We start from the raw sequence: 26,086 nt of genomic DNA, 5'->3' as shown, positions 1-26,086 counted from the left end.
AGTTGTTACGCTCCTCCCATTTCTCCGGATTCATATAATAAGCAGGTTAATCCTACGATGCCCGCTGTTTCCGTTCGTAATATTCTTCTGCCTAGTCCAACCAGCACAGCACCAGCTGCTTCTGCCTCGTCCGCTTCACGATCCGTGAAGCCGCCCTCAGAACCAATAATGAGCAGCACTTTCGGCGAGCTCACTTCGCCTGCTTGTTCGGTCCATTCATTAATCGCTGTGCGAACGCCTCTGCCATGGGCAAGATGTCCTTCACGCTCATAACAAAATAAAACCAAATCGTAATTGGACATAGACTTTATGAGCTCACGCCAGCTATGCAGCGGCTCAATCGCCGGAACACGGTTGCGATGTGCCTGCTCTGCCGCTTCCTTCGCAATTTTACTCCATCGCTCTATGCGCTTTGCTTCCTTCTTTGCATCATATTGAACGACCATGCGCTCGGACTGAAAGGGAACAAATGCATAAGCACCGATCTCTGTTCCTTTCTGTATCACAAGCTCCATTTTGTCGCCCTTAGGCAAGCTCTGAGCGAGCGTTATTGCCCATTTCGGCTCACTATCATTGCCTAGCATCTCAACAATTTCTGCGGTTACGAGTGTTGCAGATGCTTCAAGCACAGCGACAAGCGCCGTGCGCGACTCCCCATCGCTGACAATAAACTTATTGCCTGGCTTCGTGCGCATAACCCTTGCGGCGTGATGCGCATCGTCGCCGATTAGGCGGATTTCAGAGTCGCTAAATTGCTCCGCCGCTATGAAATATCGTTGCATGATCTTTTTCCAACCACCCTTAAACAAATTCCATCCTTCATAATAACATGTTTGTCTTCACTAAATCTATCAGAAACCGTTGCCAGCAGCCTGCGAACGGCCGCCTAGCCTCTATAAGAAAATCTGGTAAACCCACGCAAACGTATTGTTCATTAAATCTGCGCCTAACCCAAGTACAGGATCAAGTGTTACTTTACGAAGCGGCGGAATAAATACGATTAATAAAAAGATAAACATTCCCCACTGCACATTTTGATCCATTTTGTAACGAAGCTTTAGCGGCAACAGATCTGCGATGATCCGGTAGCCGTCAAGCGGAGGAAGCGGAATAAGGTTAAAAATAAACAACAAATAATTATACCAAATAAAATAATCAAAAAATCGATGTACAGCTGCATCCACACCGACAGATGCTCCGCTTAAAATATCTGAAGCCAAAATCGCAACATAAATAAAAATGCTTATCGTACCCATGAGCAAATTGCTTAACGGTCCTACTGCGGTCACTACAATGCTCATCATTCTCGGACTTTTGAATTTGCTTGGATTTACCGGTACGGGCTTCGCCCATCCAAATCCGGCAATGAGAATCAACAGCGTCCCTAGTACATCCAGATGCACACGCGGGTTTAGGGTTACACGTCCAGCATTATAAGCAGTATCATCACCAAATTTATAAGCGCTGTAAGCATGAGCGAACTCATGCACGGTAAATGCAATAATTAAAGCCAATACGATAAATGGCAAATCCTCCAGCGGAAATCGCAAAAAGCTTTGCAAGTCCATTAAATCACCTGTGGCTTTCTCGCTACGATTGCGATCCAATCCTCATCGCGGCGCTTCTCAATAATTTCAAATCCATGACGAATTAATCCTTCTTCTACATCGGTTTCTTTATTTTTGTAAATGCCGGAAGCAATATAAATTCCGTTTGGTTTTAATGCCGCAAATACATCGTCCACAAACATCAGGATGATTTCTGCCAAAATATTAGCAACAACAAGATCTACGGGCACGGTAACTCTAAAAGCGCCATTCGCAGCTGCTTGTTCTCCTCCAGCAGATTCTTCCTTAATTACACCAAGCAAATCGCTAAGCCGCACTTCAACTTTCTCCGAAAGATTGTTTAGCGACACGTTCTCTTTGGCACTGGAAACAGCAACGGGATCAAGGTCAACCGCAAGTACGCTCTTCGCGCCTAGCAGACAAGCTCCAATAGCGAGTATTCCCGATCCTGTGCCGACATCAATGACTTCTTCTCCGCCGCGAATGACAGACTCGAGCGTTTGCAGACACAATGAGGTGGTAGGGTGTGTCCCTGTTCCAAAAGCCATTCCTGGATCCAGCTCGATTATGCGCTCATCCGGACCTGCTTCATACTCTTCCCAAGTTGGTTTAATCGTTAACTTATCTGAAATGCGAATCGGCTTGAAATATTGCTTCCATGCAGTCGCCCAATCCTCATCATCTACAGTTGCAACGATATATTCTACAGTTCCGGGATCAATATCAAATTCACGAAGCTCTTCGACACGAGGTCTAATCGCTGCAACTAGCGCATCGGTATCGGTGTCTTCTCCAAAATAGCCCTTGATGATCGCTTGGCCTTCTGGAATATCGTTAAGCGGCGTTTCGTACCATTGTCCAAATGATGTATCACGCTGTTTGCTGAGTGTACCCGATTCTTCAATGGATACGCCTCCTGCTCCCATCTCATGCAAAAAGTTGGATATCATCTCTTGCGCCTCTTCAGTTGTTGAAATTGTAAGTTCAAACCATTTCATATGTAATATCCTCCAATGCCAATCGTAAACGGCTATCGCCGACCGCGGTCGACTAGACAAACGTTTCGCTTTAAAAACCTAACATCTATTGTACACCAGAGTAGTGCCTTTGCACAAAAAAATGACACAAGAGACCGACTGCTGTATTTATGCTACAATCGTTACGGAATCTGGAAGAGGATAATTACAAATCCAGCAAGCTTTTTATCGTCGGGAGGTTTACTGCAATTATGTCACCTAGAAATATTGAAAAAGATCAGAAGCTGCGTGATGAGCGGCAGCGCCAAATACTAGAAGCAGCTATGCATGTGATAGCACGGCGAGGATTGCCAGCAACCAAGATAGCTGATATTGCTGCAACGGCCGGCATTAGCGTTGGCAACGTTTATAAATATTTTCGCTCAAAAGAGGACATATTCCAAGCGCTGGTAGAAAGCGGCCAAAAAGAATACAGAGAGTTCGTTGAGCAGGCGCAGCAAATGCCGGTTATTCACTGCGGTTCGAATGCATAGCAAGTACAGCGAATGGCGTGACATTCTCGTCCAATCGCTGCGCCTTGCGCAGTTGGAGCTTCTAGAAGCTGCTCATATTTAATGGTCTAACGAATGAAAGGGACTGAAGGCTATACTAGCCCGCAGTCCCTTTTTATGTTTAAGTAATAATTGTATTTGCGTTGCCGCCCATTTGTTTAATAAGATGAAGCGCGCGTTCGGCGACTTCATCATCTACGGTTGCCGTCAGCAATCCGCTGTCAATCAACCCGTTCACTTCAATTGCACGCAGCGCTTGAAGCTTCCGCATCGTCTCCTGAGCAGCACCCTCACCCTCGAAGGTCGCTTGGATTTCAATATGGCTCATTATGCCTGCTCGTTGCGCTCATCGGCTGCAGCTGCACGCTGAGCAGCTTTGCGATCCGCTTCGTCTGCAAGCTCTTCAGAAAATTCCACATCTTCGTTTTCGCCTACAGGCAGATTGCCAAAGTTTGTTTTCTCCAAGCTGTTATTGTTGTTGTTATTGTCTGTCATCGTATTAGTTCCCTCCGGTTGTGTGTTGATGTATGGTTTTCCTACCCGAATAGAGTATGTTTATCCACCGTTTTCTATACAGCCGCGGGAAAAAAAAAAAAAAAAAAGACGTGCCGGGTTATTCACCGCGGAACGCCTTTTTCATTTTTTCGAATATAGATTCATGATGTTCTTGATCATTCGATACGGAATCACCGCTTAGCCCGCCAAATTGACGAAGCAGATCCTTCTGATCATCCGTCAAGCTCGTTGGTGTTACGATAGTAACCTTCACATGCTGATCGCCTTGACCGTATCCACGAAGCTTAGGAACACCTTTGCCTTTGAGTCTGAAGTAAGTGCCTGTTTGTGTGCCAGCTGGCACCTTGAGCTTCACTTTCTCCGTTAACGTAGGAATCTCAATTTCATCGCCAAGTGCTGCTTGCACGAATGTAAGCGGAACTTCGCAATAAATATCATCGCCTTCACGTTCGAAAAACTCATGCGGCTTCACACGGATAACAATATACAAGTCGCCCGCAGGACCGCCGCGAAGACCGCCCTCACCCTCGCCAGACATACGGATTTGAGCTCCGTCATCTACGCCGGCTGGAATACGGATGTTGATTTTGCGTTGACGCTTCACTTTACCCGCGCCATGGCAAGTTGTACATTTATCTTTGATTACGCGGCCTGTGCCGCTGCAATTCGTACAAGCACGACGGTTGACCATACGGCCAAATGGCGTATTTTGAACAACTTCCTGCTGTCCGCTGCCTTTACAAACCGAACAGCTCTCAGGCTTCGTGCCCGGCTTAGCTCCATCGCCATGACAGGTATCGCAAGTTTCTGTTCTAGGAATCGTAATCTCGGTTTCTTTGCCGAATACTGCTTCCTTAAACTCAACTGTCATTGTATATTGCAGGTCGTTTCCGCGCTGCGGTGCATTCGGATCACGACGGCCGCCTCCGCCGCCAAAAAACATGTCGAAAATATCGCCGAAGCCTCCGCCGAAATCAGCGCCGCCTCCGCCGCCCATACCTTGGTTTGGATCAACATGGCCGAACCGGTCATACGTTGAACGTTTTCCATCGTCACTTAGTACATCGTACGCTTCTTTAACTTCCTTGAACTTCGTCTCTGCATCTGCAGCCTTATTTACATCGGGATGATATTGACGTGCTAGCTGACGGTATGATTTTTTAATATCGTCTGCTGAAGCATCCTTGCCAACACCAAGAACCTCATAATAATCACGTTTGCTTGCCACCTGTTCTCACCTCCGCTATAAATCCTATAATTCCTCTATAAGCACGAAAGGAGGTCAAAGCCAGGTAGCGCCTGTCTTTGACCTCTCGCTCGCTACACTTTATTTATTATCGTCAACCACTTCATAGTCAGCGTCTACTACATTGTCTTTGCCTTTTGCAGCGCCGCCAGCTTCTGGGCCTATACCTTCAGCTGCTTGTGAAGCTTGCTCATAAAGCTTAACTGAAAGCTGTTGAACGATTTCAGTCAGCTCTTCAGCTGCTGCATTGATTTGCTCAAGATCGTCTGTTGCAAGTGCTGCAACTACTTTCTCTTTTGCAGCGTTAGCTTTTTCGATTTCAGCAGCATCAACTTTATCGCCAAGATCTTTAATTGTTTTGTCAACGGAGTAAACCAATTGGTCAGCGCTGTTTTTCGCTTCAACAAGGTCGCGACGTTTGCGATCTTCTTCAGCGTTAAGCTCAGCGTCTTTCATCATTTGGTTGATTTCATCATCGCTTAGGCCGCTTGAAGATGTAATCGTAATTTTTTGGCTCTTGCCTGTTCCTTTGTCAAGAGCAGAAACGTTTACGATACCGTTCGCATCGATGTCGAAAGTAACTTCGATTTGCGGAACGCCGCGTGGTGCAAGAGGAATATCGTTCAATGTGAAACGACCAAGCGTTTTGTTGCCTGCCGCCATCGAGCGCTCACCTTGCAAGACGTGAATTTCTACGCCTGGTTGATTGTCTGCATATGTGGAGTACACTTGCGATTTGCTTGTAGGAATCGTAGTGTTGCGATCGATCATCTTAGTGAACACGCCGCCAGCTGTTTCAATACCAAGCGACAATGGAGTAACGTCAAGCAATACAACGTCTTTCACATCGCCAGTCAATACGCCCGCTTGTACAGCTGCGCCAAGAGCTACAACCTCATCCGGGTTAACACCTTTATGCGGTTCTTTGCCAATCAATTTTTTAACTGCTTCTTGTACCGCTGGAATACGAGTCGATCCGCCCACGAGTACAACTTTATCGATATCGCTTGGGGACATTCCTGCATCGCTAAGCGCTTGACGAGTAGGTCCAAGCGTACGCTCTACAAGGGAAGCTGCAAGCTCTTCAAATTTCGCGCGAGTAAGGCTAAGCTCCAAATGCTGAGGAACGCCGTCAACCATTGTAATGAACGGAAGAGAGATAGCTGAAGTCAATACGCCGGAAAGTTCTTTTTTCGCTTTCTCAGCAGCATCTTTCAAACGTTGAACAGCTGATTTATCTTTGGAAAGATCAATGCCTTGCTCTTTCTTGAATTCAGCAACAAGGTGATCGATGACAACTTGGTCAAAGTCATCTCCGCCTAGTTTGTTGTCGCCGCTTGTCGCTTTAACTTCGAAGAAGCCATCGCCAAGCTCAAGAATGGAAACGTCAAATGTACCGCCGCCAAGGTCATAAACAAGAATCGTTTGATCTTCTGTTTTCTCAAGGCCGTATGCCAGTGCTGCAGCTGTTGGCTCGTTGACAATACGAAGAACTTCAAGACCAGCAATTTTACCAGCATCTTTAGTCGCTTGACGTTGGCTGTCATTGAAATAAGCAGGAACCGTAATAACGGCTTGCGTTACCGTTTGACCCAAGTAAGCTTCAGCATCAGCTTTCAATTTTTGCAAAATGATTGCAGAAATCTCTTGTGGTGTGTAATCTTTATCGTCAATTTTTTCTTTGTGGTTCGTACCAATGTGGCGTTTAATAGAGCTGATTGTACGATCAGGGTTTGTGATCGCTTGACGTTTTGCTGTTTCACCAACAACACGCTCGCCATCTTTCTTGAAACCTACTACGGAAGGAGTTGTGCGGTTGCCTTCCGGGTTAGGAATAACAACTGCTTCTCCGCCCTCCATTACTGCTACGCAAGAGTTTGTTGTACCAAGGTCAATACCAATTACTTTACTCATAGCTATAGTTCCTCCTACAATTTTTATATTTTATCCTAATAACAGCTTGCTTTGTCTCATTTATCGAGAAAAAGTTTTACCGTTTAACTGCTTACTTTAACCATCGCTGGACGCAATACCTTGTCTTTCAAGATATAGCCCTTCTGAACTTCCTCAACAATGATACCCTCTTCATACTCATCGGAATCTACTGTCATAATCGCTTGATGGAATTCAGGGTTAAAAGGCTCGCCAACTACGTTCATAGCTTTAAGGCCTTCCTGCTCAAGTGTTGACTCGAGCTGACGGAAAATCATGTCTACACCCTTCGCAAGTGATTCAAAATCACCGTTAACGGATGCGGCTGCTACAGCGCGCTCAAAATTATCTACAACCGGAAGCAGTTGACCGATCAGCTTCATCGATGCGTACTGTCCGAGTTCTTCTTTTTCTTTCATTGTACGACGGCGGAAGTTATCGAAATCCGCTTGTGCGCGCAAGAAGCGCTGCTCTTTCTCCTCAGCCAGCTTCACAAGCTCCGCATAACGCGAATCTTCTTCCACAACCTCGTTTACAGTATCCTCGCTTGCTTGATCTGATTGCTCAGCAGATACCACTTCTTCTACAGCCTCGGCTGCCTCATTATGTTGTTCTTTCGTACTCATGCAATCACCTCCTAAAAAAGTTTACGAAGTAAACTTGGCAAAATATCATTAATTACTTGTACCAGCGGCCAAGAAGAACCGCCATATCCTTGGATATAATATCCAATAAGCTAATGACTTTGCCGTATTCCATTCGCGTTGGTCCTAGAATGCCGATCGTTCCCAGCGATTGGCCATCAATGGCATAGGTTGCTGTGATAAGACTGCAATCGCTAATTGCCTTATGGTCATTTTCTGTCCCGATACGTACTTGTATACCTGACGGAAGGCCGGAAAACATTTTCATTATGGCTGGTGTCTCATCAAGCAAATCCAAAATCGTTTTTACTTTGTCTACATCCTTGAATTCAGGCTGTGTCAGCATATTGGTTGTTCCACCTAAGAAGATTCGGTGCTCATCCTCATTCTGCAATGCATGATCCAGTACCTGCAGCAGCTGTTCATAATGATCAACATGCCTTTCAAGCTCTTGCCCAACTTCAGTGTAAAGCTTCGACCTTAGACGAATCAGCGGAACGCCAACCAATCTTGTGTTTAAAATGTTAACGACCTTTTCCATATCGTCCATTTTCAGGCCGTCAGGAATTGAAATCGTCCGATTTTCAACATGTCCAGTGTTCGTCACAATAATAGCAACGGCTGATGTTTGATCAAGCGGCACAAGGCCAAAATGCTTAAGCGATGTGCTGAACATTTCAGGTCCAAGCAAAATAGATGTGTAATTGGTTAAATTGGAGAGAATCATCGCCGTTTGTTGAATAACCTGCTCCATTTGATTCATTTTGTCCGTTACGAACGAGCGAACCACACCAATGTCTTTCTCATCTACTTCGCTAAGCTTTATTAAATGGTCGACATAATAACGGTAACCTTTCGTTGATGGAACACGCCCTGCTGACGTGTGCGGCTGCTCTAAGAAGCCTAGCTCCTCCAAATCCGCCATTTCATTGCGAATGGTTGCCGGACTAAAGCCAACGTCGCCGCGCTTCGAAATACTGCGTGAGCCTACTGGTTCAGCCGAGCGAATATAATCATCCACAATTGCATGTAAAATCATCCGTTGTCTCTCCGTCAGCATTCGAATTCCCCCTACGTAAATGTCAAATCCGTTATTTCGATGTACCTTCGTTAGCACTCAATCCGATCGAGTGCTAATCATTACTACAAAAATACCAAACCAGCTTGTCGATTGTCAAGTCAGTTCGGCATTTTTCATGCGCCTAATTCAATTTAAACATCTAATAAACGATTTAATCACCCAAGGAAACTCCGCAGTGGCTTAAAGAAAAGCCGCTGTGCCAGCAATATATGTTGGCGCAGCGGCTTATTCTACAAACAATTACACTTTATGAACTCTTCCTGCTTCATCTGTTGCAAACTTTTCTCTTCTCACGCGATTTTCACCTTGGTATAGCTCTACAATACGATAAGGTGAAACGGAGTCATCTATAATAACTTTCCAGCCATTTGTATTTAGCAAAGCGAACAGTTCATCGTAACCCATTGCTTTAAAACCATAAAACCCGCTAAATCCTGCCCATTTCTTCAAAAGCACTGTCGTTACATGCTTTAGCTTATCCTCTACTGCTACGATTTGATCTTTTTTTTGGCTCATTTTTATTTCTCCTCTATATGACAATAAACATCTACCTTGACTATATACCAAAACGCGCAGCATTACTATCAACGAGTTCGGACAAACTAACATATTAGTTGAATGAAACAAAAAAACCACTTTCCCAATAGTCCTAATGCAAGCGCTAAAGGAGAGTGGTTTATTTTCAATAAAGAAGATGCGTTCGGAAAATGTGCTTTAATTCAGCATTCTCAGTACAGCTATTTCATCGCAAGCAAGCTGCTTTGGACAGTTGATGCAATCTTTCCAAACCTTTTCCGGGAAAATTTCCTTATCAACGACCTTGAAGCCATTTTTCTCAAAAAAGGACACGGCATAAGTTAAAGCCATCACCTTCGGAATTTGCTGCTCTCTAGCCTGCTCGATCAACGCTTCTACCAGCTTGCTGCCGATCCCTACGCCCTTGTAGCCATCCGACATGCCAAGCGAGCGAATCTCAACCAATTCTTTCCCTAGCCGCAGCAGTGAACCGCAGCCGACAACTTCTTCCCCAATTTCCGCGACGACGAATGTATCTATCATATATTCGAGCGCTTCCCGAGTGCGAGGCAGCATAATGCCTTGCTCTGCATAACCTTTAATTAATTCAAACAATGTCTCGATATCATTAGACGTTGCTTTTCGACATACGACCTGTACTGCCTGCATTTGTGCATTCGCCTCCACCCGGTGCAAGATCAAAATCAATATGAATAAATATACACCACAACGAATTTTTTCTCAAGAGTATTTTAGCCGTTATATCCGATAAAAGCACCAAAAACTTCGTTCCCGAGAAGCACACCTTTGTCAGTCAACCGATAAATGATATCGTCTTCTGTTTGCTCAGCTTCCAGCAGGCCATCCTTCATTAATTTATGAATAACATCACCGAACTTGTCCTCCAGCTTCTGGCCTTCAAATTGGTTCGAGAAGCGTGATGCCGGAACTCCGCTTAGCAGCCTGAGCCCAACCATCATTAAATCCTCCATCGCTTCAGCTTCAGTAACTTCAAACGTTTCAAGGCGTGGAAGCTTGCTTGATGCCGCATCGATATACGGTGTAATCCCTTTTAAATTGACATGACGCATGCGATTGACATAGCCATGTGCGCCCGCTCCGAGGCCGTAATACGGCTCATTGCGCCAATAGGTGGAATTATGGCGACTCTCATAACCTGGTTCGGCGAAATTGCTAATCTCATAGTGGCCGTATCCATTTTTTTTCAACATGTCCATTAGCAAAATAAACATATTAAACTCTTCTTCCTCTGGAGGCAAAGGCAGCTCATTGCGCTCATAGAGCTTATGGAACAACGTATTTTCTTCTACTTTTAGACTGTAGATGGAGTAATGGGGCAATCCCAGCTCCATCGCTTTGTTCACACTGTCTCTTAACAGCTCAACCGTTTGACCTGGCAGGCCAAACATCAAATCGATTGATAAGTTAGTAAATCCAACTTTGCGTGCATTCTCGATACTGCGATATACATCATCTACGCTATGAATGCGGCCAATACGCTCCAGCAATCCATTATCAAAGGATTGAACTCCGAAGCTGATCCGGTTCACGCCGCCTTCCTTCATAGCTGTCAGCTTGTCTATGTCCGTTGTGCCAGGATTCGCTTCCATCGTAAACTCCACATCTGGAGCAAGCGGGAAATAAGTGCGTACTGCTTTTAGAAATCTTTCCATTTGCGGAGGAGTCAGTACGGTAGGCGTACCTCCACCAACAAAAACAGTATCAATTTCTACTGGCGGCCATTCAGCAACTGTACGCTGCATTTCTTGCTCAAGCGCATCGAGATACTGATCAACAGGCTGTCCCTTTAGTACATAGGAAGTGAAATCGCAATAATGACATTTATTCGTGCAAAAAGGGATGTGTATATATAAAGCGCGTGGTGATTGCGTAATGTTCATCGTTAACATTCTCCTTCAAGCGTAAACGGCTGGCACTGCATTAAAGCGGCAGGCTCACGTCCCGCGTTGAAATATAAGTCGGTAAATACAGTTCACTTAAAATAGAAAAGAGGGAGAGCTGCGCCCTCCCTCATCCTCGTACGTTTTAATCCTCGCCGATTTTGAGTACCGCCATGAACGCTTCCTGCGGCACCTCTACACTACCTACTTGCTTCATCCGCTTCTTGCCTTCCTTCTGCTTCTCAAGCAGCTTCCGCTTCCGGCTAATGTCACCGCCGTAGCATTTGGCAAGAACGTTTTTACGCATTGCTTTTACTGTCTCTCGCGATATGATTTTGTTGCCGATAGATGCTTGAATCGGCACCTCGAACATTTGACGCGGAATAAGTTCCTTCAGCTTTTCACAAATAACCTTGCCGCGTTGATAAGCACGATCGCGGTGGACAATGACAGACAAAGCATCAACCTGTTCATTGTTAAGCATGATGTCCATTTTGACCAGATTGGATCTGCGGTAGCCCGATATCTCGTAATCGAACGATGCATAACCCTTTGTGCTTGATTTCAACTGATCGAAGAAATCATACACAATTTCTGACAAAGGTAATTGATACGTAAGCGTTACACGATTTAAATCCAAATATTCCATATTCACGAATTCGCCACGCTTGTTCTGGCAAAGCTCCATAATTGCGCCCACATAGTCATTTGGGACAATGATAGCAGCCTTAACGAAAGGCTCTTCTACGAAGTCAAGCTTGCCTGCTTCAGGATAGTTCGATGGATTATCAATCTCCATCGTTTCGCCATTTGTCAGTGTAATTTTGTAAACTACGCTTGGTGCTGTCGTAATAAGCGGGATGTTGAATTCCCGTTCAATCCGTTCTTGAATAATTTCCATATGAAGCAAGCCAAGAAATCCACAGCGGTAACCAAAGCCCAAAGCAGTTGATGATTCCGGCTCATATTTGAGTGATGCATCGTTAAGCTCCAGCTTCTCAAGCGCATCACGCAAGTCATTATAGTCCTGTGTCTCGATTGGATAGAGTCCGCAGAATACCATCGGGTTAATCTGACGATAGCCTGGAAGACGTTCAGGTGCAGGTTTTTTCGCATCCGTAATTGTATCACCGACACGCGTGTCCTTCACGTTCTTGATGCCCGCAACGACAAAACCAACATCACCAACCGCAAGCTCCTTCACGATCGCCATGTTCGGCATGAATGCTCCAACCTCGATGACCTCGAATTCTGCTCCTGTTGCCATAAACTTAATTTTATTGCCTGCTTTGATGCTTCCATCCATAACCCGTACATAAACGATAACGCCTTTGTAGGGATCATAATGGGAGTCAAAAATAAGCGCTTTAAGCGGCTGATCTGGATCTCCTTCTGGTGAAGGCATCTTCGTAACAACCTGCTCCAGTATTTCCTTAATGCCGATTCCCGCTTTTGCGGAAGCAAGTACCGCGTCGCTGGCGTCTAATCCAATGACATCTTCGATTTCCTGTTTTACCCGTTCAGGCTCCGCACTTGGCAAATCGATCTTGTTAATAACAGGTACGATCTCCAAATTGTTGTCTAACGCCAAGTATACGTTAGCCAGCGTTTGCGCTTCAATGCCTTGCGCAGCATCAACAACGAGCAAAGCGCCTTCACAAGCAGCGAGACTGCGTGAAACCTCGTATGTAAAGTCGACGTGTCCAGGCGTGTCAATCAGATTGAGTATATACTCGATCCCGTCATCTGCCTTATATGCCAAGCGTACCGCTTGCAGCTTGATGGTAATTCCGCGTTCCCGCTCCAAATCCATTTTGTCAAGAACCTGCTCTTGCATCTCTCGAGATGTCAAAGCGCCGGTAAATTCTAAGATCCGGTCAGCAAGCGTAGACTTTCCGTGGTCTATATGCGCGATAATGGAAAAATTCCTAATTCTCTTTTGTCGGTCACGTACGTCAGTCATGCCTAACCCCCACAATTTCCAATAATGCTAATCATTCCTCCTATTATATCAGTTAAGGGGAAGACCAGCAATGTTCATTATCACTTCGTCAGCCCATCGAATATAGATACGACCATTCGAATGCCTTCACTTGACATATTTTGCAGCAAACCAGAGGTTGAATCTGCGATCTTATTTACTGCTGGCTGGTCACTCTTAAGGGGAAGACCAGGCATCCTTTCATTTTCGGCAGGAAAGGTTTCGGCAGTTTCTCCTATAGTTTCGTCATCATATGCAGCAAGTCGCTTTAGTTCTTTAAGCTCCTGCTCAAGCTGGGCAATCTTTTGCTGCTGTTCCTTCTGAAAATCATTAACTGGCTGCACATTCTGCTCTGTCTGCGGAATCTCTGTGTACCCGCTTGAGCCTTCTATAGGTCCATATATACGCTCGATGCCCGAAGAGGACATATCAATGCCATACATGATGATTATCGCCAAAGCACCGCCCAGCACCGTCCATTTTAGCGCATTTCGTTTCACTTATTCTTCGCCCCCTCCTACTTTTTTGTTGATGCCTTCTCGTCTGCCCAGTAAATTTCGGAAATAACTGCTGCCAGCGCATCCGCTGTTCGATAGGACTCTTCGAGGGTGTTGTCTACGCCCCCTACTTCTATAAGCACATTATCCTCAGCTAGCGATTGATTGTATTCGGCATTGCCTGATGAGGCTGTTTTGCCCCAAATACCGCGAGAGATGCCTGGATATTTTTTTTCGAGCGCTTCGTGAATTTTAGTCGCAAAGGCTTCGTTTTTTTCCCAATTGGGATTTTTATGGCCGATAATGAAATAAACCTGCGCATAGCTTTTGCCATCAATATCGATGGTCGTTTCTTTCCGCCTCTGCGAGTCCCGGTGAAGATCGAAGAAAAACTTCAAATCCTTGCTGCTGGCAATGGCTTCTTTCACCGTCTTCATCGAATATTTATAGGAATAGTTCCAATCATAACCTTTAATCGCCGTTGGATAATCGGTGTTCGAGTGCTGTGCGCCTACACCCTTCTCCTCCAGCTTCTGGGCAAGTCGTTTGCCAACCAGCGTAATATTTTTTGTACTAGAATTCGGATCTTTCTTCTTGTCTGTCAGCTCAGGGTACCAGGATTCGCGATTATGCGAGTGATAGATAAAAGCCACTTTTTTTCCGCCAGTCGTAGGTTTCGCCGGCTCCCCGTTATCACCTTCGCCAGTTCCTGAAGATGGCTTGTCTGTCTGTACCGGCAGCGGCTCCTCCTCATTTCCTTCTGTCGTCCCATTATTCGATACATCTGTTCCTGTATCCTCATGCAATTCGCCAAGCGGATCATATGTAATCGGTGCATTATCTTCCGGCCCCACCGCTGTATCCGTACCGATGCCTTTGCGTATTAAGTAAGCATCATTAACCCCCATGCCAGGCAGCTCGCCTGCAAGCAGGCTTTTGGGATCGTTAGGATTAATATCTGTTAAAGCTCTCATAAGAAACGCGCTAATTTGCTTTGATGTAAACGTATCTGTCTCTCGACTGCTTTGAAATGCAGGCATCTCCATCTCTAGCATATCCCCAAAAAAACCGCTCGATACAGCAGCAGCAAAACCTTTCATTGAATTTACAGGCGAAGCTGTCGTTTGCTGATGCGCCATACCCGCTGCTCCTAACAAAATAAAAAATACCATTGAGCAAAATGAGAGCAACGCGAATGTACGTCCCGTTACTAGCAATTGTCTCACTCGTCTACTTTCCTTCCCTATATCAAGCAGCATAATTTTTCTTTTCATTGGTTTATTACCTCCCGCTTCATAGTGCTAGCCGCATTAGTCACTACTAAACTATGAGAGTGATAGAGTTCATAGAACCAAATCTATGTGGAATAATTAGCGTTGATAGAGTTATAGGGATACAAAATAGCGAATCGCGCAAAAAAAAGAAGCTGTCCAAAGGTTATGCCTTTAGAAAGCTTCCTTCTTAATTATCATAGGTATTTAATGCGTATACGCCGCAACATTGCTTGAATCAACCGCTTCGTGCAGCGATGCATTTAGCCCGCTTGCTATAATGTTGGCGATATCCTCTATAAATTCATCAATTTCCTTTGGCGTAACCAGAAGATCATAGCCAAGCGGACTGAGCACTTCCCTGACAAGCTGCAACCTCTCGTTTTCTTCCATCTGATTTACCAAACCTAAAATTTGATCCGAGTTTGCGTTTTGTTTCTTAAAATGACTGCTCATCATCTCAAGTGTGTTGTTGACGATGGTCGAAGCATAAACAACGGTAGGCACTCCGATCGCAATGACCGGGACACCTAAAATTTCTTTTGTAAGCCCTTTTCGTTTATTCCCGATGCCAGAGCCTGGATGAATTCCTGTATCTGCAATTTGGATCGTTGTATTCACTCTCTCTAATGCTTTAGATGCCAATGCATCAATCGCAATGACGAGTTCCGGACTCGTCTTCTCAACGATACCTTGAACGATTTCACTGGATTCTATACCCGTTATGCCAAGCACTCCAGGCGCTACCGCACTTACCGCGCGATAACCAGGCGCCACTTGATCAGGCATTAGTTCGAAAAAATGGCGAGTGACCATTACATTCTCAACAACAATTGGACCAAGCGCATCAGGCGTAACATTCCAATTGCCTAAACCTACAATTAGAACTCGCGCTGTTTTACTTATGGACAACCGTTCAAGGAAAGCTTCAAAATGTTTGGCAAACTGTGTCGCCACCCTATCCTGCAGTCCCGTATCCCCTTTTCGCAGCTCCGGAACCTCAATCGTCACATAATGCCCTTGCATTTTGCCAATGGCCTGAGCGCCTTGTTCGTTTTGAACATGCAACTGCGTAATCGTTATTCCTTCATCTTCCGAAGTTTCGGATTGTATGCCTGGTATAGGCCCGCCGCTTGGCGCCTCTGCCATCTCCTTCGCTTCAAGCGCCAAGTCTGTTCTAACATTATATTTTTGCAAATCAAGTTCGTTCTCCATTGCTCATTCTCCCTTCAAACACCAGTTCTGATGTTATTGTTTGCAGATGGATTATTTTCATACTCGTAGATGAGCCTTCATCCTTACGGAATACAGTTTTTATAAGGAGCTTCCTGCTATTGCTTTTTGAGGAGTGGCATGATAATATACTTTAAGTTGTGTTGTCTAGGTTTATGATGTAGATAAACCGTTGTAAACAGTTTAGGAGGTGAATTCCATGCCAAATATTAAATCCGCGATTAAACGCGTTAAAACAAGTGAAAAGCGTCGTGCTTTGAATGCATCCCAAAAATCCGCACTTCGTTCGGCCGTTAAATCTGCTGACCAAGCTATCGCTGGCACTGATGTAGATGCTGCTAAAGCAGCTCTTATCGCTGCAACGAAAAAGTTGGACAAAGCAGCAACTAAAGGCCTGATTCATAAAAATGCGGCTTCCCGCAAAAAATCTCGTCTTGCTAAACGTCTGAATGCCCTTTCGGCTCAAGCCTAAGCAAGATAACCGCTCATACGAATGACGTTGTCCATCTGGTCAACTGAAATTCGTTTAGCACAACAAAAAAAGCTTCACTGCTCTTATCGAGCGGTGAAGCTTTTTTGTTGTTCCATGCTGCTTATCAGCTTTTCACATAAAAAAAGGCAATGGAAAGAACGCTATGCGCCCTTCTCCATGCCAAGTGAAAGCAAATACAGCTCTAAACCGAGCGTTTTATCAATTGCTCCGGTTTTCATTTTATAATCGAGATCTGCAAGTGAAGCCAGCAGCCTGCCAAGTCTAGCCACTTGAAATTTCCGGCTTTTCTCCGCGGCAAGCTTGACTGCGTATGGATGCAAGCCTAACTGGCCAGCCATTTGCTGAGGGGAATAGTGATGCTGCTCCAGCTCTTTGATTTGCAGCATGATTCTTAATTGCCTAGCGATAAGAGCGGCGATCTTAATCGGTTCTTCACGACGAACCAGCAGTTCTCTGTACAGACGAATTGCCTTGTCAATGCGAAGCTCAGCGATCGCATCCACAAGCGCAAATACGTCCTCCTCAACTGTTGCTGCAGTTAGCATAGATGCCGTCTCTACATCAATGACACCGCCTGTTCCCGCGTGCAAGCACAGCTTGTCCACTTCCTGCGACAATTGCTGCATATTCGCTCCAGCACGTGATAGGAGCAGCTCAGCCGCATCTGAAGACAAGGTTCTTTGCTGATCTGTTGCCCGCTTAATCATCCATTGCTTAAGCTGAGCCGCGTCGAGTTCAGGGAACGGAACTAAGGAATGACGATCCTTTAACGTTTTTACAAGCTTTCGACGTTCATCCAGCTTCTCTGATTGGACAGAAATAACGATAATGGATGTCTCTGAAGGATACTCCATATACTGAATCAGCTTCTCAGGACGATGCTCAAGCTTTCCGCCTTCCTTGCCTCCAGCACACAGCACAGTCGCATCTCGTATCAAAATCAGCTTCCGCTGCACAAAAAAAGGCGAGGTTTCCGCTTCAAGAACCGCTTCTTCAATCGAGGTTTCCGCTGTATCAAATTTAACAATGCCAAGCTCTCGCTCCTCAGCTGTAAACATCGCCTCGGTCAATACGTTAATAAATTGCTGCATCCGATAACGATCCTTGCCATACAGCACATAAATGGGACGGAAGCGTCCGCCCTTTATTTCTTTTAATGCTTCCTTTGCATCCATACCTTCACCTCGTCACGAGTAAGTACAATTAGACGGCAACAAAGGGATGAGCCATATAAAGCCTCATCCCTTTGCCGAACATCTATATAAACATTCGCAGGCAGGTCCATGGTACCGCCCTGCGGATGGTCATACGACGTTAAGGATTCGTCGCAGACACTATCGCTGCTAACATTATACGCATAAATCGATGTAAATGTGCGTAATAACCCTTAATTTTTGCAGACCGAAGCGAGCAGTCTCCAAGTTAATGCCCTGCCTTCTGCTCCGTCAGCGTAGATAAATCGATCACATACTTCTCAATTGCTCCTTGTTCAACATGAACCTCGTAGGTCAGCTTTTTGCTGTCCTCAGACCAGGCCAGATTGAGCAGCTCACCGTTTTTGCGCGGTGATGTGAAGACGACAGATTGATCGGCAGCAGCAACTACTTTAATTTTAAAATTGTCAGCCTTGCCGCTATAAAGGCCATCGGGTGAAACCGTTGCTGTGCTGTTCGCATTCGCACCCAAACCATTCTCGCCTTCGTTTTCAACCAATCCTTCAGAAGGATTCGAAGTTAAGCCCTTGATTGAGCCATCCTCAAATGACCCACCATCAGGCGCTTTGTCTTCATTGGTTAAAGGATTTATTGCGGTACTCTTGGACGATGGCGATGAATCGGCTTCATCACTTTTTTTTGCCGTTTCTGTCTTCACTTCCGGGTCTTCAGCACCGTTAGCGCTCGCTTTATAAGACATTTCCACTGGCGTATCGTTCATCATATCAGCCGCGACGTTATTCGATCGCTTGGCTGAAGATTGTGATGCATTCATATCGCCAATCGAGCCTGAATTATACGTTACGAGAAACAGCCCTGCAACGATTCCGGCTGCGATCACACCACTCATAATGCGCATGGATGGCCAGCGGCGTTGACGCTTCGAAAGACGTTTTGTTGCTTCCGTTCTGCTAACCATGGATGGCGGTTCCGCTTCAGCCTGACCAAACAGTTCCATCCGCTCTAATTGAGGCATAATCGCATCGACTAAGCTATAGCTCGGCATAACTTTTGGCAAACTGGTAAGCTCGGCGGACAATAGCTGTAACCGCTCGAACATGGCTGCACAGTCCGGACACTGTCTAGTATGATTCATCAAGACTTCGATTTCGCTTTCATCGAGATCGTTGTCTAGCTGTCTTTGCATTAATTCCATCACCTCTTGACAATTCATCCCCGGACACCACCTTTCTGATAATCATGGAGTAAAGTCTGCAGCTGTTGCCTAGCTCTGAATAAATAGGATTTCACTGTATTGAGCGGCAAATCGAGCGAATCTGCAATTTCATTGTAAGAGAAATCCTGTAAATACCGAAGGACGACGACCGCACGATGATGCTCAGGAAGCTTGTCGATAGCGGCTTGAATGTCTTTAACAGCGTAAGCAGACATTACCTCGTCCTCCACGTTTTGTTTTTCGTGGAATACCATGTCGTGCTCATCTATTGAGACGGTCGGTTTATTTCTCCGAAACTTGTCAATGCAAATGTTGGTTACAATACGTTGAATCCATGTTTTGAACTGCGCTTTTTCTTCGTACGAGCCTATTTTTGTATAGATGCGAATTAGCGCTTCTTGCGCTGCATCAAGGGCATCCTGTTCATTGTTTAATATATAATAGGCTGTCCGATAAACATGCGTTTCAATCTCTCGCAATAGAGTAATTAAAGCGTCGCGATCTCCCGACTGAGCGGCTCTTATAAGCTCCGGCTCCACCACGAAGGATCCCCCTCTCTTGCAACCATTCTGACGAACTGGTTGCGGTAAAAGTTGCAGATAAATTAGAATTATTACTTTATTTTTTTTAGTAAGTTTTAACAAGCAAAGCGATTGTCCCCAAGCGGACCGTCTTGAATGCACGAAGCAGGAAAAAACTATAAAAAATTTACAGATACTCGCTATGCTGTGAAAGAATCGAAATAAACTCCACATTAAAGGATACCAAATTTCAACTAACTCGTATATAGAAAGAAGTCGAATACCTCTGAAAACGGCTCGACTTCTTTATTCCTAAGTATGAATGATTTTCATATGATATGCGAATTTAGGTACGGAAAGATGAAAGCAAGCTTTTTATTCGCATTTTTTCGATGTCCGCCTTACTTAATTTTTGTATACGTAAATAAATCTTGGCTGGTTACAATAAAACGTACCTCGCCATCACGATCTGTTCGCCACAAAGCGGTTCCCGCTTGATTTAATCGAGAAATCACATCTGGACTAGGATGGCCGTAGGTATTTGTCGCTCCAACAGAAGCTACTGCTCCAAGCGTACGCCAATAATCGAGCCACTCTGTGCTTGTTGAAAAACGACTGCCATGATGTGCAACCTTCATAACTGAGACAGTCTTTTCATTTGAATCCATTATATTTTGCTGCCGCTCATTTCGTATAATGGCGCGTTCCGTGGCTGCATTAATATCACCGGTAAACAAGAAGACCGACTGAAACAGCTGAACACTAAGCACAACACTGGCTTCATTCTGCTCCTCAAGGTGAGCCACCGCTTCCTCTTTTTGCGCCAATGGCCACAGAACGCTTATCTTGGTATTTGCATCTACCTGCTGCTTCATGCCCGCAGACGCGCTGTACATTGGAATTCCCAGCGCAATTGCCTGCTTAATAAGCTGCTGAGCATCATCTGCTTCCTTCACCGTTCCATTCCACCAAATGCTGCGTATTGGAATCGTCTCCAAAACCGCTTTTAAACCACGGATATGATCGCTATCCAAATGTGAAATGACGAGGATGTCAATCTCGCGCACGCCTCTTTTCATAAGTAAAGGCACAAGCACCTTTTTCCCAATTTCAAAAGGGTCGCTCCGCTCCTTCCACTCTTCTCCCGGCTTGCGGAAGCTCATCGTACCTCCGCCATCGATTAAAATATGCTTGCCGCCGGGTGTTCGGATATGTACAGCATCACCTTGACCAACATCTATAAAACTAACCTCTGCCTGACGGTTAAATAAATCAGGTTTAAAGGCATAAAAAATCATAATCAAAACTAAAGCTAACAGCAGATATAGGCTGATCCTTAGCTTTTTACTGTTTTCTTTAACCACTATGTAAGGATGAACCGCTCCAATTGGCGCTGTCTCCTCTATGGTCGCTGCTTCTTCCTCATGTTTCGCAGCGATTTGCATCGTCCAACTGCGCAAAATTCGAAATATAACACCAAATATAACCAGCCAAGCTGCCACCCACCAAAGAGGCGGAGTTGCCCAAATCGTCCTTAGTGAATCCACTTCGGACAGCTGCTCGACGAAAGCAAACGTCCATTCATTCGCGAAATGCGAGAAATAGGCCAGCAGCTTGCCGCCGCCCTCCCAAGGTATTGCAAGCAGGAGCGATACTGCGCCTAGCGGCATAACGACAAAGCTGATGAACGGAACGAGCACAAAATTCGCGAGCATAGACAACACATGAAACTGATTAAAATAATAAATCGTCAGTGGAAAAGATACAATCTGTGCTACGAGCGTAACCGCTGCCAGATCAAGCAGCGATTTTCCTCTGCGCCACCTCGGCATCGCTTGCCGTACAGGCTGGACTCCGACAATTAGACCGATTGTTACAATGAACGACAGCTGAAAGCTGACATCCTCGATAAAATAGGGATCATAAATAAGCATGAGCACCGCAGCAGCAGCTAAAAGATGCAGCCCATCCTTCAGCTTGCCCATCCGGGCTGCCAATAGCCCAAGAACGGACATTAGACCTGCGCGGACAACCGAAGGGGACGCGCCGGCAAGCAGTACATACAAGGGAACGGACAACATGAGGATGAGCAGCATTCGTTCGCGGCTTATACGTGCGAGGCGCAGCAGACCGCTAAGCGCATAAAGGAATACAGCAACATGGAGGCCCGAAATCGCTAAAATATGCGTTAAACCAAGCCTTGAAAATTGCTGGAACTGCTCTGGATCGAGGTCCTCGCGAATGCCGAGGACCAGCCCCTTCATGTATCCGGACTGCGAGGACGGATACAGCTGTTCCATCCGCGCGCCAAGCCATGCGCGCGCACTGTCGACGCGGCCAAGCAGCGCGGCCGCGGTCCACTTGGGGCCCGGCGCCGGCTTTACGGCGGCGGTGCCCTTCACTTTGAGCAGCCAGTGGATTCTCTGGCTGCTGAGGTAGCGGCGGTAATCAAATCCGCCGCTATTGGATGCGCCAGCCGGCCGCGTAAGCTCGCCGGCAAGGCGTACTTTGGCGCCGCGCTGCCAAGCCGCGGCGATGGCCTGCTCCGGCTGTTCCATCAGCCGGACATGCACGATCAACCGCTCGCGCAACGGCTGCGCAACGGCTTCACCTTGAACGTGGATGCTGTGCGCCTCCACGCGAAACATCGCGCGGTCGCCGTCGACCTCCACCGCCGATACAATAACGCCCTCCGCTTCCGCCGCATACGCAGCTCGCGGTCCATCCGCCTCAGCGGTGGCAAGCAGCGCTGGCAGCGCAGTCACGTTGCGGGCATCCGCCCATAACCGCTCTCCTGCGGCAAGGCACACTGCCAAAGAACAAGCTGCCGCGAGCTGCCACGTCGCTTGCTTGCCAAGCACTGCGGCGGTTGCGAGCAATATTCCCGCTCCCGCCGCAAGCCAAACGCCGCTGCTGTTCAAACCAGCAGCAGCCGCGCCCCCAAATACCCAACAAATCGCAAACCAAATTAAAGGACGTCGATTCACCTCTAGCTCCCTCCAATTCGCAAAGCCTCATAACAAAAAAAAGAACCTCTGTCGCATCAAAAGATGCAATCAGAGGTTCCTCCTCGTTTCTACTATTTAATGATCAACGCTATGATGTTACATCCATATGCGCCTGAGCAGGTGGCTCGTAATGATCCAAACAACGGAAAACAATACCTTTCTGGGCCATCATATTGCTCACCTTTTCACTGTCTTTCGGATAACTGCGATGATAGACGATTTCGATAACACCGCTGTTTGCAAGCATGTTAGCGCATGTCCAGCAAGGCTGGTCGGTTACATAAACGGTTGATCCTTCGCGATCGGTACGATCGGTGAACAGCAGCAAGTTTTGCTCCGCATGTATCGTTCGAATACAGCGTTGTTTCTTGAATAGCTGCTCCTTGCCGTCGACCAGCTTCATCTCAACTTCCTCCGAAATCATGCAGCCTGCCTCGAGACAATCCTGCACGCCCATCGGAGCACCGTTATACGCTGTGCCAAGCAGTTTTTTTCCTTGTACAAGAACAGCTCCAACATGTCTGCGCGGACAACGCGAGCGCGTCGAAACCATATAGGCAATATCCATGAAGTAGGTGTCCCAGTCCTTGCGGTCGGCATCCTTCGTTTGGGTGCTCATAACTCAACTTCCTCTCTCATGCTGCATCTGATGATCTCTGGTTGCATTTATTTGTCGTTTAAATTCGTTGAAATATAAGAAACATAACAATTGCTCCTGTTTATCGTATATTTCTTCGTTAAAACTTCTTACTAAAAAAGTTTAGGCTTGGCTGGCAGCAATGGCTTGCTCAATATCCGCCAAAATATCATCAATGCCTTCTGTACCGATCGATAGACGAATCATGCCTGGAGAAACGCCTGCATTAGCTTGCTGTTCCTCTGACAATTGCAGATGTGTTGTGCTTGCCGGATGAATAATTAGCGACTTGGAATCGCCAACATTCGCCAAATGCGAGAACAACTGAACGGAGTTGATTACTTTTTTGCCCGCTTCGACTCCGCCTTTAATGCCGAATGTCATAATAGCGCCTTTGCCCTTCGGCAAATATTTTTGTGCAAGGTCATAGGATGGGTGGCTTGGAAGTCCTGGATAGCTAACCCACTCAACCGCTTCATGGCCTTCCAAATATTCAGCTACCTTTTGCGCGTTTGAGCTATGGCGTTCCATCCGAAGATGCAGCGTCTCAAGTCCTTGAAGCAATAGGAAGGAGTTGAAAGGTGAAATGGCAGCACCCATATCTCTTAGCAATTGGACGCGTGCTTTAATGATATAAGCGACAGGGCCAACTGCATCGGTATAAACAACGCCATTGTAGCTTGGATCCGGCTCAGTAAGACCAGGGAATTTGCCGCTGGCTTTCCAGTCAAACTTGCCGCCGTCTACAATGATACCGCCGATTGATGTTCCATGTCCGCCGATAAACTTGGTCGCGGAATGCACCACAATGTCTGCTCCATGTTCAATTGGTCTGCACAAGTAAGGGCTCGGGAATGTATTGTCCACGATAAATGGAATGCCATTCTCATGTGCAATTGCAGCAACCGCTTCAAGATCGATCACATCGCCCTTCGGATTTCCGATCGTTTCAGCATATACTGCTTTCGTACGCTCGTTGATTGCTCCGCGGAAGTTTTCCGGATTCGACGGATCAACAAATCTTACAGTGATGCCAAGCTTTGCAAGCGTCATTGAGAATAAGTTGTAAGTGCCTCCGTACAGGCTTGTAGCGGAAACGATCTCATCGCCAGCTCCTGCAATATTTAGAATCGCGTATGTAATAGCCGATTGACCAGAAGCAACTGCCAATGCTGCCGGAGCACCCTCTAATTCAGCTACACGTTTCTCAAAAACATCCGATGTCGGGTTCATAATTCGGGAGTAAATATTTCCAAATTCCTGCAATGCAAATAGATTCGCTGCATGATCTGTATCTTTGAATCCGTAAGATGTCGTCTGGTAGATAGGTACCGCGCGCGACAACGTAGTCGGATCGATTTGCTGACCTCCGTGGACGGATAGTGTATCAAGGGAAAGCTTGCGTTGTTCTGACATTTTCTCGACTCCTTCAAATGAGTTAATAGATAATGGCAAACGGAAGTTGTAAATGTCCGCTTCTTTCCATTCTCTCACAATTATGGACGAGCTACAATGCTGTCTTCCAATCCTTTTAATAGTTTTTCTCCAATTCCCTTGACACGGAGTAAATCATTAACGGTTGCAAATTTGCCGTTTCTTTCTCTATCTTCAATAATTGCTTTTGCTTTGGACGGTCCGATTCCTTTCAAATCATCAAGTTCTGCCTCCGTTGCGCGGTTTATATCAAGCTTTGCTGCATCATCCATGTCCGCATCAGCAATCGGCACTACTGGCGCAGTGGATACAATCGTATCATCCTTTAAATCAGCTTTCCCATCCGGCTCATTCCGATGATCAACACCCGCAGCCGATGCTTCTTGCTCCTTTTCCGGGATCATCTCAGTATCCTTCTTGTTCTTTACGTCTACTTCACCCGTATCTGCTGCATCAATTGCAGCGACTGCAGATTTCACAGCATCGTTTAAAGGTACCCAATCACCTGTTTCCGGCTGCTTAGGTTCCATAAAAGCAGCTGCCAGCAATATAGCTGCAGCAAGTATTAAAATAGAAGCAAATAAAATGGCTTTGCTAGAAATCGTTCCAGTTAAAGGCTTCACTTCTTCACTCTCCTTTGAAAGCGACGAATTATTTGGTAATTAGTGACATATGAAACAAGTCCTGCGGAATAAGGTAAGAGAGCACACGAAATGAGTACGGCTATTGAAATTTTCACTCGGGATTTGTTCGCATATAACCTTTCTCTATAAATTAAAGCAGGTTATGTGCGCCAAACCTATAGGAGGGTTCAGCATGAATGTCGGATTTATCGGGACGGGCACAATGGGAAGCCTGCTCATTGAAGCTTTGATCGCATCTGGTGCATTATCACCAAAACAAATTGCCATCAGCAACCGCACCTTTGCAAAAGCGCAAGCCTTGGCCAACCGTTATTCCGGCATGAGAGCCGAATATACGAATGCTGCGGCTGCCTGCGGCTGCGATATTGTTTTTTTGTGCGTAAAGCCTTTGGAGTTCAAAAAAGTGGTCGACGATTTGAAGGCAACTATTCGACCAAATCAGATTGTCGTCTCTATAACGAGCCCCGTGCTTATCTCTCATCTAGAAGGGGAACTCGATTGCAAGGTAGCTAAGGTTATTCCGAGCATTACAAATTATGTATGGAGCGGAGCATCGCTTTGCATTTATGGGGAAACGATTGATGAGAATGATATGGCTCTACTGGAGGACTTATTATCCCATATTAGTCAGCCGCTGCGAATAGATGAGAATTACACACGCATCGTATCCGACATTTCAAGCTGCGGACCAGCTTTTATGTCTTTCCTGCTTGAGCAATTTGTGGATGCTGCGGTTGCAGAAACGGGTATAAGCCGTGATGAAGCGCTGCGTGTAGCAAGCGCCATGCTGCTCGGAACCGGCTTGCTGCTGACCGAAGGCGGCCTTACACCAGCAGAGGTGCAAGAGAGAGTTGCCGTCCCTGGCGGCATTACAGCCAAAGCGCTAAACTTGCTGCGCCGCGAGACAGAAGGAGTATTCAATCAACTCATCCGTACGACACATGCAAAGTTCGATGAAGATGTGGTCAAGGTTTCGACCGCCTTTATAGGCGAAGAGGTGAACGGTCAATAGCTGTTCTTCAG

The 26,086-nt window shown here is 46.1% G+C and carries 26 protein-coding genes; 3 read left to right on the top strand and 23 right to left on the bottom strand.

What is annotated here, in order from left to right:
* Nucleotides 1-5 precede the first annotated feature (5 nt).
* The 3 genes from AC1DOV_RS27125 to prmA all read right to left on the bottom strand — a co-directional run bounded on the left by AC1DOV_RS27125 (nucleotide 6) and on the right by prmA (nucleotide 2,566).
* Nucleotides 6-782 carry an RsmE family RNA methyltransferase gene (locus tag AC1DOV_RS27125; protein WP_477551487.1) on the bottom strand — a complete coding sequence of 259 codons (777 nt, stop codon included), beginning with the start codon at nucleotides 780-782 and terminating at the stop codon, nucleotides 6-8.
* A 111-nt stretch (nucleotides 783-893) separates the two neighbouring features.
* Entirely contained in the window at nucleotides 894-1,568 is a 675-nt protein-coding gene (locus AC1DOV_RS27120) for a site-2 protease family protein (protein ID WP_076266879.1), read from the bottom strand.
* A complete protein-coding gene (prmA, locus tag AC1DOV_RS27115) occupies nucleotides 1,568-2,566 on the bottom strand; it encodes a 50S ribosomal protein L11 methyltransferase (RefSeq protein ID WP_477511357.1) in 999 nt (332 codons plus the stop codon). Before prmA ends, AC1DOV_RS27120 begins: the two co-directional genes overlap by 1 nt.
* Nucleotides 2,567-2,796: 230 nt before the next feature.
* Here prmA and AC1DOV_RS27110 point away from each other — a divergent pair, with 230 nt between their 5' ends.
* Nucleotides 2,797-3,078 (top strand): TetR/AcrR family transcriptional regulator, encoded by a 282-nt coding sequence (locus AC1DOV_RS27110; RefSeq protein ID WP_477551486.1) that lies wholly within the window; start codon nucleotides 2,797-2,799, stop codon nucleotides 3,076-3,078.
* A gap of 139 nt (nucleotides 3,079-3,217) precedes the next feature.
* Here the strand turns inward: AC1DOV_RS27110 and AC1DOV_RS27105 are convergent, their stop codons facing one another.
* The 13 genes from AC1DOV_RS27105 to gpr form a co-directional block, all read right to left on the bottom strand.
* On the bottom strand, nucleotides 3,218-3,424 hold the full coding sequence (locus AC1DOV_RS27105) for a hypothetical protein (protein ID WP_339203471.1): 207 nt from the start codon (nucleotides 3,422-3,424) through the stop codon (nucleotides 3,218-3,220).
* On the bottom strand, nucleotides 3,424-3,591 hold the full coding sequence (locus AC1DOV_RS27100; protein ID WP_441881057.1) for a YfhD family protein: 168 nt from the start codon (nucleotides 3,589-3,591) through the stop codon (nucleotides 3,424-3,426). The genes AC1DOV_RS27105 and AC1DOV_RS27100 overlap by 1 nt, the downstream gene beginning before the upstream one ends.
* A gap of 118 nt (nucleotides 3,592-3,709) precedes the next feature.
* The gene (gene dnaJ, locus AC1DOV_RS27095) at nucleotides 3,710-4,840 is read right to left on the bottom strand and encodes a molecular chaperone DnaJ (RefSeq protein WP_076266874.1); all 1,131 of its coding nucleotides are present in this window, start codon (nucleotides 4,838-4,840) and stop codon (nucleotides 3,710-3,712) included.
* Between the two features lie 99 nt (nucleotides 4,841-4,939).
* A complete protein-coding gene (dnaK, locus tag AC1DOV_RS27090; RefSeq protein ID WP_477551485.1) occupies nucleotides 4,940-6,772 on the bottom strand; it encodes a molecular chaperone DnaK in 1,833 nt (610 codons plus the stop codon).
* 83 nt (nucleotides 6,773-6,855) lie between these two features.
* A complete protein-coding gene (grpE, locus tag AC1DOV_RS27085) occupies nucleotides 6,856-7,416 on the bottom strand; it encodes a nucleotide exchange factor GrpE (protein ID WP_477511355.1) in 561 nt (186 codons plus the stop codon).
* Between the two features lie 52 nt (nucleotides 7,417-7,468).
* Nucleotides 7,469-8,494: a heat-inducible transcriptional repressor HrcA gene (hrcA, locus tag AC1DOV_RS27080; protein ID WP_076266871.1), complete on the bottom strand. Its 1,026-nt coding sequence runs from the start codon at nucleotides 8,492-8,494 to the stop codon at nucleotides 7,469-7,471.
* Nucleotides 8,495-8,755: 261 nt separating this feature from the next.
* Nucleotides 8,756-9,031 carry a hypothetical protein gene (locus AC1DOV_RS27075; RefSeq protein ID WP_076266870.1) on the bottom strand — a complete coding sequence of 92 codons (276 nt, stop codon included), beginning with the start codon at nucleotides 9,029-9,031 and terminating at the stop codon, nucleotides 8,756-8,758.
* 198 nt (nucleotides 9,032-9,229) lie between these two features.
* Nucleotides 9,230-9,700, bottom strand: coding sequence for an N-acetyltransferase (locus AC1DOV_RS27070; RefSeq protein ID WP_076266869.1), 471 nt, complete (start codon nucleotides 9,698-9,700; stop codon nucleotides 9,230-9,232).
* An 83-nt stretch (nucleotides 9,701-9,783) separates the two neighbouring features.
* On the bottom strand, nucleotides 9,784-10,953 hold the full coding sequence (gene hemW / locus AC1DOV_RS27065) for a radical SAM family heme chaperone HemW (RefSeq protein ID WP_430058006.1): 1,170 nt from the start codon (nucleotides 10,951-10,953) through the stop codon (nucleotides 9,784-9,786).
* 145 nt (nucleotides 10,954-11,098) lie between these two features.
* Complete coding sequence (gene lepA / locus AC1DOV_RS27060) at nucleotides 11,099-12,916, bottom strand: translation elongation factor 4 (RefSeq protein ID WP_441881053.1); 1,818 nt, start codon at nucleotides 12,914-12,916, stop codon at nucleotides 11,099-11,101.
* A gap of 80 nt (nucleotides 12,917-12,996) precedes the next feature.
* Nucleotides 12,997-13,434: a hypothetical protein gene (locus AC1DOV_RS27055; protein WP_339203482.1), complete on the bottom strand. Its 438-nt coding sequence runs from the start codon at nucleotides 13,432-13,434 to the stop codon at nucleotides 12,997-12,999.
* 17 nt (nucleotides 13,435-13,451) lie between these two features.
* On the bottom strand, nucleotides 13,452-14,705 hold the full coding sequence (spoIIP, locus tag AC1DOV_RS27050) for a stage II sporulation protein P (protein WP_441881051.1): 1,254 nt from the start codon (nucleotides 14,703-14,705) through the stop codon (nucleotides 13,452-13,454).
* A gap of 204 nt (nucleotides 14,706-14,909) precedes the next feature.
* Nucleotides 14,910-15,917 carry a GPR endopeptidase gene (gene gpr, locus AC1DOV_RS27045; protein ID WP_477551484.1) on the bottom strand — a complete coding sequence of 336 codons (1,008 nt, stop codon included), beginning with the start codon at nucleotides 15,915-15,917 and terminating at the stop codon, nucleotides 14,910-14,912.
* A 217-nt stretch (nucleotides 15,918-16,134) separates the two neighbouring features.
* On the opposite strand from gpr, the gene rpsT reads away from it, so the two are divergent.
* A complete protein-coding gene (gene rpsT / locus AC1DOV_RS27040) occupies nucleotides 16,135-16,407 on the top strand; it encodes a 30S ribosomal protein S20 (protein WP_053376847.1) in 273 nt (90 codons plus the stop codon).
* A gap of 161 nt (nucleotides 16,408-16,568) precedes the next feature.
* On the opposite strand, the gene holA is transcribed toward rpsT, so the two are convergent.
* The 7 genes from holA to AC1DOV_RS27005 form a co-directional block, all read right to left on the bottom strand.
* On the bottom strand, nucleotides 16,569-17,603 hold the full coding sequence (gene holA / locus AC1DOV_RS27035; RefSeq protein WP_477551483.1) for a DNA polymerase III subunit delta: 1,035 nt from the start codon (nucleotides 17,601-17,603) through the stop codon (nucleotides 16,569-16,571).
* Between the two features lie 247 nt (nucleotides 17,604-17,850).
* A complete protein-coding gene (locus tag AC1DOV_RS27030; RefSeq protein WP_477551500.1) occupies nucleotides 17,851-18,798 on the bottom strand; it encodes an anti-sigma factor family protein in 948 nt (315 codons plus the stop codon).
* A 14-nt stretch (nucleotides 18,799-18,812) separates the two neighbouring features.
* Complete coding sequence (locus tag AC1DOV_RS27025) at nucleotides 18,813-19,361, bottom strand: RNA polymerase sigma factor (RefSeq protein ID WP_053376850.1); 549 nt, start codon at nucleotides 19,359-19,361, stop codon at nucleotides 18,813-18,815.
* Between the two features lie 380 nt (nucleotides 19,362-19,741).
* Nucleotides 19,742-22,327, bottom strand: coding sequence for a DNA internalization-related competence protein ComEC/Rec2 (locus AC1DOV_RS27020; RefSeq protein WP_477551482.1), 2,586 nt, complete (start codon nucleotides 22,325-22,327; stop codon nucleotides 19,742-19,744).
* Between the two features lie 109 nt (nucleotides 22,328-22,436).
* Nucleotides 22,437-22,967 (bottom strand): deoxycytidylate deaminase, encoded by a 531-nt coding sequence (locus tag AC1DOV_RS27015; protein ID WP_477551481.1) that lies wholly within the window; start codon nucleotides 22,965-22,967, stop codon nucleotides 22,437-22,439.
* Between the two features lie 141 nt (nucleotides 22,968-23,108).
* Nucleotides 23,109-24,401, bottom strand: coding sequence for a homocysteine synthase (locus tag AC1DOV_RS27010; protein ID WP_076266859.1), 1,293 nt, complete (start codon nucleotides 24,399-24,401; stop codon nucleotides 23,109-23,111).
* 80 nt (nucleotides 24,402-24,481) lie between these two features.
* Nucleotides 24,482-25,042: a ComEA family DNA-binding protein gene (locus tag AC1DOV_RS27005; protein ID WP_477551480.1), complete on the bottom strand. Its 561-nt coding sequence runs from the start codon at nucleotides 25,040-25,042 to the stop codon at nucleotides 24,482-24,484.
* Between the two features lie 193 nt (nucleotides 25,043-25,235).
* On the opposite strand from AC1DOV_RS27005, the gene comER reads away from it, so the two are divergent.
* The gene (gene comER / locus AC1DOV_RS27000; RefSeq protein ID WP_477551479.1) at nucleotides 25,236-26,075 is read left to right on the top strand and encodes a late competence protein ComER; all 840 of its coding nucleotides are present in this window, start codon (nucleotides 25,236-25,238) and stop codon (nucleotides 26,073-26,075) included.
* The last annotated feature ends 11 nt before the right edge of the window (nucleotides 26,076-26,086 follow it).

The organism is Paenibacillus sp. 01T47 (genome assembly GCF_056398245.1).
The sequence above is the reverse complement of the archived record's forward strand: the minus strand, read 5'-3'. Positions and strand labels throughout refer to the sequence as shown.

Bases quoted from the DNA above. Each gene is read 5' to 3' on its own strand.
- gpr (WP_477551484.1), bottom strand. From the start codon at position 15,917: ATGGAGAACGAACTTGATTTGCAAAAATATAATGTTAGAACAGACTTG.
- AC1DOV_RS27030 (WP_477551500.1), bottom strand. From the start codon at position 18,798: ATGGAATTAATGCAAAGACAGCTAGACAACGATCTCGATGAAAGCGAA.
- comER (WP_477551479.1), top strand. From the start codon at position 25,236: ATGAATGTCGGATTTATCGGGACGGGCACAATGGGAAGCCTGCTCATT.
- grpE (WP_477511355.1), bottom strand. From the start codon at position 7,416: ATGAGTACGAAAGAACAACATAATGAGGCAGCCGAGGCTGTAGAAGAA.
- AC1DOV_RS27105 (WP_339203471.1), bottom strand. From the start codon at position 3,424: ATGAGCCATATTGAAATCCAAGCGACCTTCGAGGGTGAGGGTGCTGCT.
- AC1DOV_RS27120 (WP_076266879.1), bottom strand. From the start codon at position 1,568: ATGGACTTGCAAAGCTTTTTGCGATTTCCGCTGGAGGATTTGCCATTT.
- AC1DOV_RS27110 (WP_477551486.1), top strand. From the start codon at position 2,797: ATGTCACCTAGAAATATTGAAAAAGATCAGAAGCTGCGTGATGAGCGG.
- dnaK (WP_477551485.1), bottom strand. From the start codon at position 6,772: ATGAGTAAAGTAATTGGTATTGACCTTGGTACAACAAACTCTTGCGTA.
- AC1DOV_RS27075 (WP_076266870.1), bottom strand. From the start codon at position 9,031: ATGAGCCAAAAAAAAGATCAAATCGTAGCAGTAGAGGATAAGCTAAAG.
- AC1DOV_RS27125 (WP_477551487.1), bottom strand. From the start codon at position 782: ATGCAACGATATTTCATAGCGGCGGAGCAATTTAGCGACTCTGAAATC.
- hemW (WP_430058006.1), bottom strand. From the start codon at position 10,953: ATGAACATTACGCAATCACCACGCGCTTTATATATACACATCCCTTTT.
- AC1DOV_RS27015 (WP_477551481.1), bottom strand. From the start codon at position 22,967: ATGAGCACCCAAACGAAGGATGCCGACCGCAAGGACTGGGACACCTAC.
- AC1DOV_RS27070 (WP_076266869.1), bottom strand. From the start codon at position 9,700: ATGCAGGCAGTACAGGTCGTATGTCGAAAAGCAACGTCTAATGATATC.
- prmA (WP_477511357.1), bottom strand. From the start codon at position 2,566: ATGAAATGGTTTGAACTTACAATTTCAACAACTGAAGAGGCGCAAGAG.
- holA (WP_477551483.1), bottom strand. From the start codon at position 17,603: ATGGATGCAAAGGAAGCATTAAAAGAAATAAAGGGCGGACGCTTCCGT.
- rpsT (WP_053376847.1), top strand. From the start codon at position 16,135: ATGCCAAATATTAAATCCGCGATTAAACGCGTTAAAACAAGTGAAAAG.
- AC1DOV_RS27100 (WP_441881057.1), bottom strand. From the start codon at position 3,591: ATGACAGACAATAACAACAACAATAACAGCTTGGAGAAAACAAACTTT.
- spoIIP (WP_441881051.1), bottom strand. From the start codon at position 14,705: ATGAAAAGAAAAATTATGCTGCTTGATATAGGGAAGGAAAGTAGACGA.
- hrcA (WP_076266871.1), bottom strand. From the start codon at position 8,494: ATGCTGACGGAGAGACAACGGATGATTTTACATGCAATTGTGGATGAT.
- AC1DOV_RS27010 (WP_076266859.1), bottom strand. From the start codon at position 24,401: ATGTCAGAACAACGCAAGCTTTCCCTTGATACACTATCCGTCCACGGA.
- lepA (WP_441881053.1), bottom strand. From the start codon at position 12,916: ATGACTGACGTACGTGACCGACAAAAGAGAATTAGGAATTTTTCCATT.